The following is a 16,893-nucleotide window of genomic DNA, read 5'->3' as shown; positions in this document are numbered from 1 at the left end:
CTCGTTGAGGATAACCCATTTTTTATTCTTTACTTTCAAAAAAGAATTCATATTGTATTTTATATAATTCATCATCCGTTGGTTCTTCAAGAGGCGTTGCTTGTAATACAACTGTATACTCACCATTTGGAATAGGGATTTGAAATTTATTTGAAAGGATACTTGTTACAACGATACATTCATTTTCAACTGTAAAAGGAACTGTAACTGTTCTAATCACTTCTTCTTTCTCAATATGTTTCCCTGGGGTCACTTTTACTTCACAAGTATAATCAGAGAGTGCTTCAAAAATAACAGTTCCATCCGCCTTCGCATAACCTCTTTCAAAATCTTCATCCGTCCAGTCAACGTAAGGCTGATCACCTTCATAGTTCATCAACATTAATTGCGAATACGAAATTGTTAACTCCATAGTTCCCTTCTCCTTCATTATGAAATATGCAACTACTACTTCACGTCAAATTTCACACGCGTACCATCTGGATATTTATCTAACTTATTTCCTACCCAAGAGCCTGCCCCACGGTTATCGGCTGGACTTATATATTCAATATGTGCTCCTTTTCCACCTTCTTTACACATCGCCATTGGCCATTCATCACGATCATACCCCTTTTTTGATGGATATGGAGCTAACGATAATTTTCTTCTATCCGCAGCGCCACCACGGTCGATTGTACAAACTTCTGAGTGCCCTTCTTTTATCGCATCCGTAATATGTTTTCCTGTCTCTGGATATCGCTCTTTCGGAAATTCTAGAACTTGATCATACGCATTTGTTTTTTTGATACTTGTTTCCTCTGGAACAAGTACTTCATACACCGCTACTACAATAGAAAGAATTGCAATAATTGAAATGATAATACCTTTTAATTGCTTCATGTATACCTCCATGATTCTACCAGTTTCTTTTCCTCAGTTATTATAACAAACTTCTTCTGTATATGTTTTCAGACATTATTTTAGCTCTTCTTCGCCATTCCGCCAAAAACCCTCATTTTTCTTCATCTTTTCACTAATGCTGTAGAAAACTAATAACCTTCCGACATTCTTTTTCAAAGGAAGTCCTCATAAAAGATTGAAATGATATATACGATACTTTTTGGGGAGGAAATATTATGGAAGCTACCTATAAAACGAAAGATGTCACGAGTAAAACAGGCATCCCAAAACATATAGTTCGCAAATATAGTCAACTGTTAGAGGAACATGGTTATATGATTTCCAAAACAGCTGATGCCCGTATTTATAAGCTGGATGATTTAAAACTATTGAAATCTATTCATGAAAGAGCTGCTACATTGCAAGAAGATATTTCAGAAACGATACCAATTATTTTAAAAGAAAAAGAGGCCCGACCTGTACCAGTTATACAAGATAAACAAGAAATACAACCGAAAGAAAAAGAAGATGGGCGTAACTTCGAGGAGTTCATGTTAAAACTTGAAATGCTCGCTCAATTAAATGAAGCAATTATTCATCAAAATTCTACCCTTATTACTCAAAATCGTTTAAAAGATGAAAAGCTAGATGAATTGATGCAACAAGTTTATGTAAAAGAAGGATCTCAAGAAAAAATGCTACAAGAGTTAGTCGATCATGCCGCTCAAACAGATGCCTTGCAAAAAGAAAAGATGGACTTATTAATGAATCATATGTATAAACGAGAATCTAAGCAAGAAGAAAAGATGAATAAACTCGTAAATCAAATTTATAATAAAGACAGTAATCGTGATGCACAACTTATGCAAGTAATTCGCGAAATTCAAGAAACAAAAAGACTGGTCGCCGCATCAAAAGAACAAAGCTTTTTCCAATCATTTAGAAGTTTATTTAGCCGAACAAAACAAGAAAAAACAACTGAATAATATAATAGATTTTTTCTAATATAAAATAAAAAGTTACCTTCCAACGGTAACTTTTATTCCTTATTTCGTACAGCTGGCAATATAATAATCGCTTCAGTCCCTTTCCCACTTTCACTTTTATATTCCAGCGTACCATTATGCGCTTGTAAAATACTAAATGTTACCATAAGCCCTAATCCTGTCCCTTTTTCTTTTAAAGAATAATACGGTTGTCCGAGCCTTGCCAACTGTTCTTTCGTCATTCCAACACCACTATCTTTAACTCTTATTACAATCGTTTCATCTTTTTGCATAGCCGTTACTTTTAAATATCCTTTATTTCCTTGAATTGCTTCAATACCATTTTTAACAACATTCATAATCGCTTGCTTCAATTTCGTCTTATCACCAATCGTATAAAGACTTTCAGAAATCTCAACTTGCAAATATACACCTTGCATCGCTGCAAATGATGACATAAGAGTTGTCATTTCTATTAATTGAGCGGATAAGCAAATATGTTCTTTTTTTTCAATTTGTGGCCTTGCCAAATTCAAATAATCCGAAATAATTTGTTCTGCCCGGTCCAATTCAGCTAATACGAGACGCATATAATCCTTATTCTTCACATCTTCCGTACTTTCTAGCAATTGGATAAATCCACGAACAACAGTGAGCGGATTTCGAACCTCATGTGCAACACTTGCTGCTAACTCACTTACAATATTAAGCTTTTCTGACTTTTGCATCTCTGTACGCAGTATTGCATTTTCATTTAAATATTCTGTTAAGTACACCTGAAACACCATTGTCATAACCATAATAAGCGAAGCAAATATATATCCGCTATATAGTTGGGAAACATACGGTGTAAACCCCGTTTCTAACAGAACGTTAATCATCCCAATCACTAAAGTAACAAGTACGTACAATGATGAAATCATAAATGCCAGAATTAGCTTCTTATCCCTTGAAAATAGAGACCATTTCTTTGATAAAAATAATGGAACTATCAATAGAAATATTATTTCTATGACTGGAAGGAGGTTTACCCCCTTTAGCGCCCATTCATATGCAACAAAAATAACGGCCGGGATTAAACCAACAATTCCACCATATAGAAAACCACTAACAATCGGGATTGGGTGAAAGTTATACCCACAAACGTCACCAAAACAAATAGAGTATGTCATGGAGAGAACGAGTGTAATGCTAGATAAGAACATAATAAAGTAGCGATTTGGCTTCGGAGGCATTTCTTGATAACGATTTAAACGAATCGCTTCATATAAAAATAGTGGCAAAATTATGATGGCAATTTGGATCATTAAATCACGGATAAGCTCCATAGCCTCTCATCCCCTATATGTATTTTGATATGATTATATCATTTTACCGACGTATTTGTTGTAAGATTTTGATTTTTCTTAACATATTTGTTAATTCTTTGTTAACAACGCATAATAATTGTTACAGATTTTCGAAATGAATGTAAACCCTGTACCAAATTTCTGCTGGGCAGTATACAATGAATACGGATTACAAAGAAAATAAAAAATACTTCATGAGACGGACAACTATAGCAAAATACAGCATATAATCCATACTATCTATGTTTACAAATAAGTGATCATTATTTTAGTAGGAGGAAGATAAATATGGCGGGTACTACGCTTGTTTTAAAAGAAGAAAATTTGGTCGTTCTAGAGAATGTTGAAAAATCAGTATATGAAGAGTTGCAGCATAAAACAGGAGATGAAAATTGCACATGTGCTGTGAATGAATCAGTTGTTCACTTTGGCAAAGTATCCTCTGTACTTTGGAATGAAGATGAAATAGATTGGGAGTACGGATATTAAAAGTCGCTTACAGCGGCTTTTTTTCTATTATCCCTCCTCTTTCTACCTAACATATACGCAAGCGAAATTATAGAAAATATGTTAAAATGAACTTAATTTTCAAACGGAAGAAAGGGAGATACAATGGAACAATTCATTAATCCTAGAGTGAAGGACATCCAGATTTCTGGAATCCGTCAATTCTCTAACATGATTCAAAATTATGATAATCTTATCTCTTTAACAATTGGACAACCTGATTTTCCCACACCTTCTCTCGTAAAAGAAGCGGCAAAACGGGCTATTACAGAAAATTATACGAGCTATACACATAACGCTGGTTTACTAGAATTACGCAAGGCAGCTTGTAATTTTGTAAAAGATAACTACGATTTACAGTATTCACCTGAAAACGAAACCATCGTTACAATCGGTGCCAGTGAAGCAATTGATGTTGCATTCCGAACGATTTTAGAGCCAGGAACAGAAGTCATTTTACCTGCCCCTATTTATCCAGGATACGAGCCGATTATTCGATTATGCGGCGCAACACCTATTTTTATCGATGTTCGTGAAACTGGCTTCCGATTAACAGCTGAAGCACTAGAAAATGCTATTACAGAAAAAACAAGATGCGTCGTACTGCCGTATCCTTCTAATCCAACTGGTGTAACTTTATCAAAAGAAGAACTACAAGATATTGTAGATGTTTTAAAAGATAAAAATATTTTCGTCCTTTCTGATGAAATTTATAGCGAACTTGTATATGAACAAAAGCATACATCTATTGCCCATTTCCCAGAAATGCGTGAAAAGACTATCGTCATTAACGGTTTATCAAAATCTCATTCTATGACTGGCTGGCGTATCGGTCTATTATTCGCACCAAGCTATTTAGCAGGACATATATTAAAAGTTCATCAATATAACGTAACTTGTGCTACTTCAATCGCTCAATACGCTGCAATTGAAGCATTAACAGCTGCTAAAGATGCACCAAAAATGATGCGTCATCAATACATAAAACGCCGTGATTACGTATATAATAGACTCATTCAAATGGGCTTAACAGTTGAGAAGCCCACAGGTGCATTTTACTTATTCCCATATGTTGGCCATTTAACATCTTCATCATTTGATTTTGCACTTGACCTTGTGAAAGAAGCTGGACTTGCCGTCGTTCCTGGAACAGCATTCTCTGAATATGGTGAAGGCTACCTTCGCTTATCCTATGCATATAGCATCGAAACTTTAAAAGAAGGCTGTGACCGTTTAGAAGCCTTTCTACAACAAAAAGCTAAGAGTTAAACTCTTAGCTTTTTGTTATGCATAATGGTCGCAAGTTTGACGCTTCAGTAATTTATGCGGAATAATGATACACTTTGCAGTAGACTCTGCATTCTCTACTTTATCAACTAAAGCTTTTGCAGCTTCATATCCTAGCTGATATATATTCACATCAACTGTTGAAAGTGGCGGGCTTGCAATTTCTGATAATAAAGCATTATTAAAGCTTACAATAGAAACATCCTTCGGTACAACAAATCCTTTTTTAGAAAGTGCACTTAACACACCAAGTCCAATTAAGTCATCCGTTGCCATAATTGCTGTTGGTGGTTGCTTCAGCCCCATTAATTCCTCCACGGCTTGTTGACCACTTTCTCTTGAAAAATCAAAATGTAAAATATACTCTTTCGGTAATACAATGTCTGCTAATTTTAAAGCATCACTCATACCAGCCAAACGATCCCTCGTTACAAGTAAATCTGATCCGCCGCCGATGAACGCGATTTGTTTATGACCTAATGAAATCAAATATTCTGCTACTTCTCTTGCAGCTGTATAATTGTCATTATCTACATATGTAATTTCATCTTTTCGATCATATGGTTTCCCAATTAAAACAAACGGGAAATTTTGTTCATGCAAATATTGAATAATCCGGTCATTCTCTCTTGAATATAAGAGAATAATGCCACCAATTTGGCGTCCCTGCACCATCTTTACAACACCATTAAAAATTTCATCTTCCGTTTCACCTGTCGACATATAAAGCGCATACCCTTCCACATGTGCAAATGAACTAATCCCTCTTATAACTTCTGGGAAAAACGGATTTTGAAAAGCTTTACTTGCAGAACTTGGCATAACAAGGCCAAGTGTTTTTGTTGTTTGGTTAGCTAGGTTTCTTGCGTTTAAATTTGGATGATACCCTAGTTCACTCATTACTTTCCGAACACGACGCTTTGTTTTTTCACTTATACTTGGATTATCAGCAATTACACGAGAAACGGTAGATGGTGCTACATTCGCCTTCTTCGCCACATCTTTAATTGTAACTGTCATAAAAATCCCCCTCCTTTCACTTCTCTGCCATTTTATATATATTTTTAATCTTGCACCCGTTGCAAGTAATAGGAGAAGTCATAAACTTTCATTGATTCTATCTTGCAAAACCTATCATATTCTCCCTCTCCATGTATTGTAAGGGATATAGCTCTTTTTTCCTATACTATAATATACTATTTATTTCACTTCTTTTCACATGTGATGTCAAATCTCTTTTCATCTCCCTATAAAACTTTTTATAGGGAGATGAAAAGAAAAATGGGACGTAATGTCCCATTTTTCATCCTTTCGTACCTCCAGCAGTTAAACCAGAGATAAAATATTTTTGTAGTGATAGGAATAAAATTGAAATTGGGATTGCAATTAATACTGAACCCGCTGCAAATGTTGTAAATTCATTACCAAATTTCTTCGCTACCATTTCATATAAACCAACTGCTAACGTATAATTTTCCGGTGTGCGCAAAATAATACTCGCTAAAATGAAATCTGTAAATGGACCGATAAAAGTGAATAACGCTACAACTGCTACGATTGGCTTTGCAAGCGGCATAATGATTTGCCAAAAAATACGGAAATGTCCTGCCCCATCCATACGAGCTGATTCATCCAATTCTTTCGGAATCGTATCAAAATATCCTTTCATAAGCCACGTATTCATCGGGATTGCCCCGCCCACATAAATTAAAATTAATGCAAGGTGCGTATCAATTAATCCTGTTAACTGTGCTAATACGTATAGAGCGATTAACGCTGCAAAGTTTGGAATCATTTGCAGAATTAAAAATGTTAATAAACCATTTTTTCTTCCAACAAAACGGTATCTCGAAAATGCATAAGCAGTAAAACTAATTGCTAATACTGAGAAAATCATCGTTAAAACACTTACTTTTAATGTGTTTTTATACCATAGTAAATAATTACTATTCTCTAAATCTAATAACTTACGATAATGATCTAACGTTGCATTTTGCGGAATAATACTTGATCCTGATAAACTATCACCCGGATTAAACGATGAGCCAATAATCCATAATAATGGATAGAAAATGATGGCACACATTATGAAAATAACGAGATAACTTAATGAGAGACGTAACATCTTTTGTCTTTTAATATTCATTTACATCATATCCTCTTCTTGGAATGATTTTGTTCTCTTAAATTGCCATAACGCAACTGTAATAACGATTAACGATAATATCATTGTAAGAGCTGCTGCTTTACCGTACTGCGCCGAAGTCATCGTTAACTTATAAATCCATGAAATTAAAATATCTGTTCCACCTGCGTCTTGTCCAGCTACAGCAGGACCTCCGCCGTTAAATAGGTAGATGATACTAAAGTTATTAAAGTTAAACGTATATTGCGTAATTAATATTGGTGCTGTTGCATATAAAACAAGTGGCAATGTAATTTTACGAAACTGTTGCCAAGCTGTAGCTCCATCTACTGTAGCTGCTTCATATAATTCTCCTGGAATCGATTGCAGTATACCTGTCGTCATTGCAAAGACGAATGGGAATCCAAGCCATGTTTGAATCATAATTAAAGCAATCTTCGCCCAAAATGGATCTGTCATCCAAGCGATCTTTTCAATTCCGAATAAAGCTAATACTTGATTGTTAATTGCTCCAAATGTTTCATTAAACATACCAGAGAAAACGAGAATAGATACGAATGCCGGAACCGCCCACGGTAAAATGAAAATTGTTCGAATGATCGCCTTTCCTTTAATACCAGGCTGGTTTACGATAATTGCTAAGAAAATACCAAGCGCAACTTGTAATGTCGTTGCAACGAATGTCCAAATGACAGTCCAAGAAAATACACTTAAAAACGTCTCTCTCCACATCGGTAATGTAAAGATATCAATAAAGTTTTTAAATCCTACCCAATCTACTAATTTAGCTGGAGGAGAATGATATAAATCATAGTTCGTAAATCCAATTAAAATTACGAAGATGATTGGAAATACAACTACAAAGATAAGTAATAGAAAACCTGGTGAAACCATTAAATACGGAAAACCTTGATCTAGCAAATTACGGTATTGCTCTTTTACAGAGTTTAACGGTGTTCCTATATCACGTTTCTTCCCGTTTTGGTATGCATCATATAAATTAAATGCATATATTCCAAGTCCAAACACGATGACGATGAGTGCCAAGATTCCTTCTACTAATAGAAAGACAGAATGGTCACGTGGAACTTCTGTACCAAGCGTTACAATTCCCCATAATCCCATATTTAATAAATCAGCAAAGGCTACAATAAATGAACCTGTTAATACTAGAAAAATAAGACCTTTTACAAATTGTTTATTATACATTTGGCCCATGCCTGGAATGATTGATAACATGGTTGCCATTTTCCTATGCTTTGAACCATTTAAGCCGTTTGCTGGTTCCATAGATGTTTGCATGTTCCTTCCCCCTTTTTTCTGGGAGAGAATTCGTGCCTCTCATGTTAGAGGCACGAATTTCACCTTATTTTTGCTTACTATGATTTGCCTCAATATTACCTTTAATTTGCTTCACTGCATTATCAAGTGCTGCTTTTGGTGCCTCTTTCTCCGTAACAACTAATTGAAGCGCATCTCCAGCTGGTTTCCATACTTCTTGCATTTCTGGAATATTCGGCATTGGAATTCCATTTTCAGATTGCGTTGCAACTGCTTTTGCAGCTTCATTATCTTTAATAATTGGATCTTCCATTACCGCTTTGACTGGAGGAATTTCTTTTGTTTTCTCAAATCGAATTTTTGCGTTCTCTTCATTTGTTACCCATTCAGTGAACTTTGTAGCTAAATCATTTTGTTTAGAGAAACTTGTTACATGCCATCCTTTAACCCCAACAAACGTTTTCATTGGTTGACCATTTGGTAATTTCGGCATTGGAGCAACACCATAATCAATTCCGTTCTTTTCCATTGCTTGGAACGCCCATGGACCGTTCATGATAGATGCTGCTTTTCCTTCGTTAAATAGTCCATCAGCAGCAGGTCCACCAGATTCACCAATAATACCTTTCGGGAATAACTTTTCTTTGTACCATTTCTGAAGGTATTCCGCCCCTTGTACTGCTCCGCTATTATTTAATCCAACATCACTTGCATTTGGCTTTCCATCTTTTTCACCAAACACATAACCACCCATACCTGCCATAAATGCATTCGCAAAGTAGAAATTATCTCCTAGTGTTAAAAATCCGTACTTGCCATCCTTCGTAAATTCTTTTGAGAAGTTAAACAGCTCGTCCATCGTTTCTGGTGCTTTTGGCATTAATTTTTTATTGTAAATAAAGATTGGTGTCTCAATTGCTTTTGGTAAACCATATAATTTTCCGTTATATGTCTGGGCTGCTATTGATGAGTCAGTAAATTTACTCTTTATAGCATCATCAGCTTTCACTTCAGAAAGTAAACCTTCTGTTACTGCGTTTCCGATTTGATCATGTGGCAATGTTACAACATCTGGTCCAGTCCCCGCTGGTCCATCAAGGCGTAACTTCTTCACTTGATCTGTCATTTGCATTTCAACAACTTTTACTTTTACTTTATATTTTTCCTCAAAGCTTTTCACTGCTGGTTCTAAACCAACACCTTTTTTATCATCTTCCCAAACGAGAAGATCGTAATCTTTCTTTGCTTTACTTTCTTCTTTTTTCCCTGAATCTTTCGGTCCACATGCAGATAACATACCAATTGATAATACTGAAACCGTTAATAATGATAATGCTTTCTTCATCCCAAAAACCTCCCTAAATTGTATATGTACCTTACTAATTGAAAACGTTTGCATTGGATGGTTTAATAGAAGCGCAAACAATATCTCAATCTATGAAAACGTTTGCGCTATTTGTCTATCATTATACATTCTTTTATTCATTTTGCAAATATTAATTTTAAAATATTATTCCTACATTCTTTATACATTGACTTTATATGAAATGAATACTACTCTTATAAACAATATTAAAGCTATGCAAAAAGCAATCGTTTGCAACATAGACTTTATTATTATACTTAAGGGAACAATATGCATGGAGATATTAAAGGGGGATTTTCTATATGCTTAAAGAAGCCATTTATCATAGGCCAAAAGATAATTATGCATACGCTTACGATGAAAAAACGATTCACATCCGAATACGTACGAAAAGAGATGATGTTCAAAGCGCCACTCTTATTTATGGTGATCCTTATGATTGGAAAGACGGGAAATGGATTACATCAAGTACACCGATGAAAAAAACTGGTTCTACTGCATTGTTTGATTTTTGGTCCATTTCCATCGAACCGAAATTTAAGCGCTTACGTTATGGATTTGAATTAAAAGCGGAGACAGAAACACTTATTTATGCAGAGCGAGGATTTTTTTCCAACATTCCAAATGATGACGTTGGTAACTTTTTCTGTTTCCCATTTATTCATGCGCATGATGTATTCAAAGCACCTTCCTGGATTAAAGATACTGTTTGGTATCAAATTTTCCCGGAACGGTTCGCTAATGGAGATCGTGCACTAAATCCAGAAAACACCCTTCCTTGGGGTAGCGCTGAGCCAACTCCAACTAATTTCTTCGGGGGAGATTTTGCTGGTGTTATTCAAAATCTTGATTACCTTGTGAACCTTGGAATTTCGGGAATATATTTCACCCCTATTTTCAAAGCACATTCCAACCATAAATATGACACAATTGACTACATGGAAATCGATCCGCAATTTGGCACAAAAGAAACGTTCAAAGAACTCGTTCAGGCATGTCATACACACGGTATAAAAGTAATGCTCGATGCCGTATTTAATCATAGCGGATACTTTTTTGATAAATTTCAAGATGTACTAGAAAATGGTGAGCAGTCAGCATATAAAGAATGGTTCCATATTCATGAGTTCCCAATTCGAACTGAGCCATTTCCAAATTATGATACTTTCGCATTCACACCGTATATGCCTAAATTAAATACAGCACACCCAGATGTAAAAGAATACTTACTTGAAGTAGGACGTTATTGGGTAAGAGAGTTCAACATAGACGGTTGGCGCCTTGATGTAGCAAATGAAGTCGACCATAGCTTTTGGAGAGAATTCCGAAGTGAGATCAAGGTATTAAATTCTGAAGTATATATTTTAGGAGAAATTTGGCACGATGCACTTCCATGGCTACAAGGAGATCAATTTGATGCTGTAATGAGCTATCCCGTTACAAATGCTCTACTGTCTTACTTTGCTAACGATTCCATTAAGGCAAATGAATTTATGAAACAAATTACAGAATCTCTACATTCCTACTCTATGAATGTAAATGAAGCAGCATTTCATTTATTAGACAGCCATGATACACCAAGAATATTAACAACATGCAACGGAGATAAAAATAAATTAAAGTTACTTTATGTATTCCACCTTTCTTTCATCGGCTCCCCTTGTATTTATTATGGAGACGAAATTGGTATGGACGGTGGTATGGACCCAGCTTGCCGCAAATGTATGGTTTGGGATACGAAAGAACAAGATCATACATTATTTACACATGTACAAACATTAATTTCATTACGAAAGCAGTATAAATCATTTGGAGGACACGGCACTTTCCAATTCATTGAAGCAAATGATGAGCATAATTATATTACTTATACGAAAACGTATGAAGATGAAACGATCTTTTTCGTTTTAAATCCGACTAATAGTGACATTACAGCTTCACTCCCTCTCCATGTTACTGGAAAGAAAATCATTAATATTTATACTAACGAAGAATTTTCAGCGGAAGCAAGTGTATTACAAGTTACACTTCCTCCATATGGATTCTCCATATTAAAATGGTAATCAAAAAATCCTTATACCGAAGTGGTATAAGGATTTCTCTTATTTCAATTTGAATACCATTGCTTCATACGGACGTAATGGCATACTTTCTATCGGTCCATTCTTAGCCGCTTCATAATTGTGTATGAATAGCTCTACTTCACTATAACTAATGTCCTCTGGCAATTCGAATACACATTCTTCCCCAGTAAAGTTTGCAATAACAAGAAGTTTTTCTTCTCCATATGTTCTTACGTATGCAAAAATAGAAGGATTATTCTCTAATATTAAATCATATGATCCATACACAATAATCTCATTATTTTTACGTAACTCAATTAATTTTTTATAGTAATAAAAAATTGAATCTTTATTTTGGATCGCTTGTTTCACATTGATTTCTTTATAGTTAGGATTTACCGTAATCCAAGGCTCACCTGTTGTGAATCCGGCATGATCTTCATCATCCCACTGCATCGGTGTTCTAGCATTATCTCGCCCTTTTATATAGATAGACTGCATCACTTTCTCTATATCTTCACCGCGCTCTATAACTTTTTCCTTATACATATTTAATGTTTCAATATCTCGATATTCATCAATCGATTCGAATCGAACGTTCGTCATTCCGATTTCTTCCCCTTGATAAATATACGGTGTCCCTTTCATCATATGAAGCACCGTTGCTAACATTTTCGCAGATTCAATGCGATACGTTTCATCATTACCAAAACGAGATACCACGCGCGGCTGATCATGGTTATTCCAATACAGACTATTCCAGCCCGTATGCTCTAACGCTTTTTGCCACTTCGTTAAATTCTCTTTTAAAGTAAGGAGTGAACATGGTTTTACATCCCATTTCCCGCCTTCTCCTGAGTCTAAATCCATATGTTCAAATTGGAATACCATCTGCAGTTCTTTTCGTTCTTCCCCAGTATACAATTTCGCTTCTTCTGTCGTTACACCAGGCATTTCACCAACCGTCATAATATCATAATGAGACAATACTTCTTCATTCATTTCATGTAAATATTTATGAATGTTTGGACCGTTCATAAAATGCTTATGACCTGAAACATATCCCTCTTCTTCTGTTTCAACAGTTGGTAATCCCTCTTCTTTAGAAATAAAATTAATAACATCCATACGGAAGCCATCAATTCCTTTCTCTAACCAAAACTTCATCATTTCATAAACATCTTGTCTTACCTTTTCATTATCCCAATTTAAATCTGGCTGTTTTTTAGAAAACAGATGTAAATAATATTCATCTGTCATTTCATCATACTGCCATGCTGATCCACTAAAAGCTGCTCCCCAGTTATTCGGCTCTTTTCCTTCTTTTCCAGGACGCCACATATAGTAATCTCTATATTTATTATCTTTTGATTTACGTGATTCAATAAACCAATTATGTTCATCAGAAGTATGATTAACAACTAAGTCCATCATAAGTTTCATATTACGTTCATGCATTTCATGTAATAGCTCATCCCAATCTTCCATTGTTCCGAACTCATTCATAATTTTACAATAATCACTTATATCATAACCATTATCGTCATTTGGAGATTCATAGACTGGCGATAACCAAATTACATCAATCCCTAATTCTTTTAAGTAATCTAGCTTTGAAATAATGCCACGAAGATCCCCAATACCATCACCGTTACTATCCATAAAGCTACGAGGATAAATTTGATATACTACACTTTCTTTCCACCACTGTTTTTCCATTATGCTACCCCATTTCATTAATAATTCGATTTTCTTTTTTAAGGCGCAAACGTTTTCACTAATGAATGATAACAGATTCTATCTTAATTTAAAATAGCGCTTACAACTTTTATTCTTATTTCCCTATGAAAACATACGAAAATTACTAATATTCCTCTCATGTATGAAAACGTTTTATTTTTTTGTTTATTTTTTGAATCTATTAGTTTATAATGAACTCAAAGAAAACGTTTGCATAATTATTTCTAGGAGGAAATACCATGGCAGAACTGAAATTAGAAAACATTTATAAAATATATGATAATAACGTAACAGCTGTAACAGACTTCAATTTACACATTCAAGATAAAGAGTTTATCGTATTTGTCGGTCCTTCTGGATGCGGAAAATCTACAACATTACGAATGGTTGCTGGACTTGAAGATATTTCAAAAGGAGAGTTTTCAATTGATGGTAAGCTAATGAACGATGTCCCTCCAAAAGATCGCGATATCGCAATGGTCTTCCAAAACTATGCTCTATATCCACATATGAGTGTGTATGATAATATGGCATTTGGATTAAAGCTTAGAAAAATACCAAAAGATGAAATCGATCGTCGGGTGAAAGATGCAGCAAAAATTTTAGGACTGGAACAATATTTAGATAGAAAGCCGAAAGCATTATCCGGTGGACAACGTCAACGTGTTGCGTTAGGTAGAGCAATCGTTCGAGACGCGAAAGTGTTCTTAATGGATGAGCCTTTATCTAACTTAGACGCTAAATTACGTGTTGCAATGCGCTCAGAAATTTCTAAATTACACCACCGTCTTGGAACAACAACAATTTACGTAACACATGATCAAACAGAAGCAATGACAATGGCTTCACGTCTCGTTGTTATGAAAGACGGAAAGATTCAACAAATCGGAACCCCAAAAGAAGTATATGAAACACCTGAAAACATTTTCGTTGGTGGATTTATTGGCTCTCCAGCGATGAATTTCTTCCGTGGTAAATTAACTGAAAGCGATTTCGTTATTGACAATGCAATAAAAATTAAAGTAACTGAAGGAAAAATGAAGATGTTACGTGAACAAGGCTATGTAAATAAGGAAATTGTTTTAGGTATTCGCCCTGAAGACTTGCATGATGAACTATTATTTTTAGAAGCTTCACAATCTACTGCCTTCACAACAAAAATCGAAGTTGCTGAATTGTTAGGTGCTGAATCTATTTTATATATGAAACTTGGAAATCAAGATTTTGCAGCACGTGTTGATGCAAGACATACATTCTCACCTGGAGATCAAATTAAACTAGCATTTGATATGAATAAAGCACATTTCTTTGATAGCCAAACTGAACAACGTATTCGTTAAAAAATAATTTTCTACTATATAACATACAAAAAAACCGTCCACATATATTGAGGGCGGTTTTCATTATTATACGAGGGCTTCTACTGTATGAAATGATTGTCCTTTCGTGCCAATAACACCGAAAATCGGTAAGTCACTCAGCACCACTTCTTCTTGCTGTTTCATAAAAGATGACGTTAATTGTTTTATCTCTATCCAAACGTCATTAATACAAAGTACATTGGAATCGTTCTCTTGTTGACGTGAAAAAATAGAATCTATTTTATATAAACCAGCATTTTGAAAAAGCATATCAATGCGACTGAATGCATTCAAAGTAATGCTGATTACGCGTTGCCAATCACCTTGCTTTTCCATATCATAGGATACAAAAAGTGCTTCTCCGCCTAGATTCGTAATTTCCTCCACTGTTGCTTGTCCACTTTCTTGATCAATGTCCGTCACAATTACTTTTGCGCCTTGTTTAGCCAACAAAAGAGCTGTATTACGTCCAATACCGATGCCACCGCCAGTTACGATAGCAACTTTTCCTGCAAGCTTCATTTTCATTACCCCTTCTATAAGTCTTACCGTCATTCAGTATACTCCTTTATGAGATTAGTCTGCAAGCAAGAAAAGTTGCCGATTTATTTGTAAACGGTTACTTTTTTACTCCTTCTTTTTTCTTACTATTACGCTGATCAAAAACTAAACCGATGAAAATTAAAATCCCCCAAAAGATTACACTACCTCCAGTCATTTCAATTTCCCCCTTATTATACAAAGATATTATTTTAATTATTATAACATTTTCTTAATTTTCAATCTATTAAAACCGAAAATGATATTATTATATAAATGTATTTGTATAACAAAAAAGACCTTCTTATTTTATGTATAAAAAGGTCTTTTTTCATTATACAAGACTTATTACTTTCGTTTTTGTAATTAAATCCTGAAAACCACAATTATCTTTGCGGAATAACATCATATATACGTTACATAATATCGGAATTCCAAGTAGTAATATGTTCGGTAATAACAATACAAAAAATCGTATCGTTAATGTTTGTAATGTTAACTTTTCACTCTTCAATGAAATTAATTTTATTCTCGTTACCTTTTTACCAAGTGTTACACCGTTCCAAATAAAGGGTACTAAAATAAAATATATCGCCATTAATATAAATACTACTGCGAGATCATATCTATAATCACCAAAACTAATATTAAAGCGATCAAAAATAGCACCATAATTTCCAGTCATAACAGCTACTACTGCACCATACATAACCGAGATTAAAAACATGTCAATTAGGGAAGCACCTATGCGATTCATTACAAGCGCTGGACGATGCATCTTTAACTTCATTTTTATGTCGACTCCTTCATATCCTTCTTTACCCGTCTCATCGTACCACTTCTAAAAAACATTGTAAACTAGCGTTTCTCTTACTTTTCTTGTACAATGTGTTACAACAGCATTGTAAAGGAGGTTCCCATATTGAAAAAATGGATAATCCTATTCGTCGCATTCCTATTAGCCGGTTGTGCTGGAAATACAAATCATATAACTTATACGATTAACGATGAATACGAACTCATACGTACTTCTGGAAATGCATTTGAACTTTTCCCATCGCAAGATGCTGTCTATGCCACACAATACATTCCTGCAAAAGTTACAGACATAGCCTGGGATGATAAATACATTATTGCAAAACAAACTGAGGAAAAGTCAGATCCAAATAACCCTGACGGAGCAATTGCAAATAAAAAAAGTGAGCATTATTGGATTATTGACGTGAAGCATAATAAACGTTTTGGCCCCTATAATGAAAAGCAATTTAACGAACAAAAAGATGCGTTTAAAATTAAGGTGCCTTTTCAAAGTGTAGATTCATACATAGAAGAACAGAAAAAACAGTCAGCATAATATTTTAAGTGCTGACTGTTTTTTCTTGCAT

At 34.8% G+C, this 16,893-nt stretch carries 17 protein-coding genes; 6 read left to right on the top strand and 11 right to left on the bottom strand.

Annotated features, from left to right (window positions below; genetic code table 11):
• Positions 1 to 22 precede the first annotated feature (22 nt).
• Positions 23 to 412, bottom strand: coding sequence for a competence protein ComJ (gene comJ / locus VF726_RS10585; RefSeq protein ID WP_440167906.1), 390 nt, complete (start codon positions 410 to 412; stop codon positions 23 to 25).
• A 35-nt stretch (positions 413 to 447) separates the two neighbouring features.
• Complete coding sequence (gene nucA, locus VF726_RS10580) at positions 448 to 882, bottom strand: DNA-entry nuclease (protein ID WP_000811502.1); 435 nt, start codon at positions 880 to 882, stop codon at positions 448 to 450.
• A gap of 236 nt (positions 883 to 1,118) precedes the next feature.
• On the opposite strand from nucA, the gene VF726_RS10575 reads away from it, so the two are divergent.
• Positions 1,119 to 1,868 (top strand): DUF3967 domain-containing protein, encoded by a 750-nt coding sequence (locus VF726_RS10575; protein WP_440167904.1) that lies wholly within the window; start codon positions 1,119 to 1,121, stop codon positions 1,866 to 1,868.
• A 53-nt stretch (positions 1,869 to 1,921) separates the two neighbouring features.
• Here the strand turns inward: VF726_RS10575 and kinB are convergent, their stop codons facing one another.
• The gene (kinB, locus tag VF726_RS10570) at positions 1,922 to 3,196 is read right to left on the bottom strand and encodes a sporulation sensor histidine kinase KinB (RefSeq protein WP_440167902.1); all 1,275 of its coding nucleotides are present in this window, start codon (positions 3,194 to 3,196) and stop codon (positions 1,922 to 1,924) included.
• A 309-nt stretch (positions 3,197 to 3,505) separates the two neighbouring features.
• Here kinB and VF726_RS10565 point away from each other — a divergent pair, with 309 nt between their 5' ends.
• Both VF726_RS10565 and VF726_RS10560 read left to right on the top strand, forming a co-directional pair.
• Positions 3,506 to 3,706, top strand: coding sequence for a hypothetical protein (locus VF726_RS10565; RefSeq protein ID WP_440167900.1), 201 nt, complete (start codon positions 3,506 to 3,508; stop codon positions 3,704 to 3,706).
• 123 nt (positions 3,707 to 3,829) lie between these two features.
• On the top strand, positions 3,830 to 4,993 hold the full coding sequence (locus VF726_RS10560) for an aminotransferase A (protein WP_440167898.1): 1,164 nt from the start codon (positions 3,830 to 3,832) through the stop codon (positions 4,991 to 4,993).
• A 15-nt stretch (positions 4,994 to 5,008) separates the two neighbouring features.
• Here the strand turns inward: VF726_RS10560 and malR are convergent, their stop codons facing one another.
• The 4 genes from malR to VF726_RS10540 all read right to left on the bottom strand — a co-directional run bounded on the left by malR (position 5,009) and on the right by VF726_RS10540 (position 9,783).
• Complete coding sequence (malR, locus tag VF726_RS10555; protein ID WP_016086486.1) at positions 5,009 to 6,031, bottom strand: maltose operon transcriptional repressor MalR; 1,023 nt, start codon at positions 6,029 to 6,031, stop codon at positions 5,009 to 5,011.
• Positions 6,032 to 6,314: 283 nt separating this feature from the next.
• Positions 6,315 to 7,157 carry a maltosaccharide ABC transporter permease MalD gene (gene malD / locus VF726_RS10550; protein ID WP_001022602.1) on the bottom strand — a complete coding sequence of 281 codons (843 nt, stop codon included), beginning with the start codon at positions 7,155 to 7,157 and terminating at the stop codon, positions 6,315 to 6,317.
• Positions 7,158 to 8,459 (bottom strand): maltosaccharide ABC transporter permease MalC, encoded by a 1,302-nt coding sequence (gene malC, locus VF726_RS10545; protein ID WP_071713149.1) that lies wholly within the window; start codon positions 8,457 to 8,459, stop codon positions 7,158 to 7,160.
• Between the two features lie 64 nt (positions 8,460 to 8,523).
• On the bottom strand, positions 8,524 to 9,783 hold the full coding sequence (locus VF726_RS10540) for an extracellular solute-binding protein (RefSeq protein ID WP_440167895.1): 1,260 nt from the start codon (positions 9,781 to 9,783) through the stop codon (positions 8,524 to 8,526).
• A 323-nt stretch (positions 9,784 to 10,106) separates the two neighbouring features.
• Here VF726_RS10540 and VF726_RS10535 point away from each other — a divergent pair, with 323 nt between their 5' ends.
• Positions 10,107 to 11,867, top strand: a complete 1,761-nt coding sequence (locus VF726_RS10535; protein ID WP_440167894.1) for an alpha-glycosidase — start codon at positions 10,107 to 10,109, stop codon at positions 11,865 to 11,867.
• Positions 11,868 to 11,906: 39 nt separating this feature from the next.
• Here the strand turns inward: VF726_RS10535 and malL are convergent, their stop codons facing one another.
• Positions 11,907 to 13,586: an oligo-1,6-glucosidase gene (gene malL / locus VF726_RS10530; protein ID WP_440167892.1), complete on the bottom strand. Its 1,680-nt coding sequence runs from the start codon at positions 13,584 to 13,586 to the stop codon at positions 11,907 to 11,909.
• A 260-nt stretch (positions 13,587 to 13,846) separates the two neighbouring features.
• Between malL and VF726_RS10525 the strand changes: the two genes are divergently transcribed.
• On the top strand, positions 13,847 to 14,947 hold the full coding sequence (locus VF726_RS10525) for an ABC transporter ATP-binding protein (RefSeq protein ID WP_440167890.1): 1,101 nt from the start codon (positions 13,847 to 13,849) through the stop codon (positions 14,945 to 14,947).
• Positions 14,948 to 15,013: 66 nt separating this feature from the next.
• Here the strand turns inward: VF726_RS10525 and VF726_RS10520 are convergent, their stop codons facing one another.
• The 3 genes from VF726_RS10520 to VF726_RS10510 all read right to left on the bottom strand — a co-directional run bounded on the left by VF726_RS10520 (position 15,014) and on the right by VF726_RS10510 (position 16,298).
• Entirely contained in the window at positions 15,014 to 15,523 is a 510-nt protein-coding gene (locus VF726_RS10520) for an SDR family NAD(P)-dependent oxidoreductase (RefSeq protein WP_440167888.1), read from the bottom strand.
• Between the two features lie 64 nt (positions 15,524 to 15,587).
• Complete coding sequence (locus VF726_RS10515; RefSeq protein ID WP_000145657.1) at positions 15,588 to 15,686, bottom strand: hypothetical protein; 99 nt, start codon at positions 15,684 to 15,686, stop codon at positions 15,588 to 15,590.
• Positions 15,687 to 15,842: 156 nt separating this feature from the next.
• Positions 15,843 to 16,298: an RDD family protein gene (locus VF726_RS10510; protein ID WP_440167886.1), complete on the bottom strand. Its 456-nt coding sequence runs from the start codon at positions 16,296 to 16,298 to the stop codon at positions 15,843 to 15,845.
• A 132-nt stretch (positions 16,299 to 16,430) separates the two neighbouring features.
• Between VF726_RS10510 and VF726_RS10505 the strand changes: the two genes are divergently transcribed.
• Positions 16,431 to 16,862, top strand: coding sequence for a DUF3997 domain-containing protein (locus VF726_RS10505; protein ID WP_440167884.1), 432 nt, complete (start codon positions 16,431 to 16,433; stop codon positions 16,860 to 16,862).
• Positions 16,863 to 16,893 lie beyond the last annotated feature (31 nt).

Source organism: Bacillus sp. Brlt_9 (assembly GCF_051948935.1).
In the GTDB taxonomy this organism is placed as follows: domain Bacteria; phylum Bacillota; class Bacilli; order Bacillales; family Bacillaceae_G; genus Bacillus_A.
Note: the sequence above shows the minus strand (reverse complement) of the source record. Positions and strands in the feature narration are given on the sequence as shown.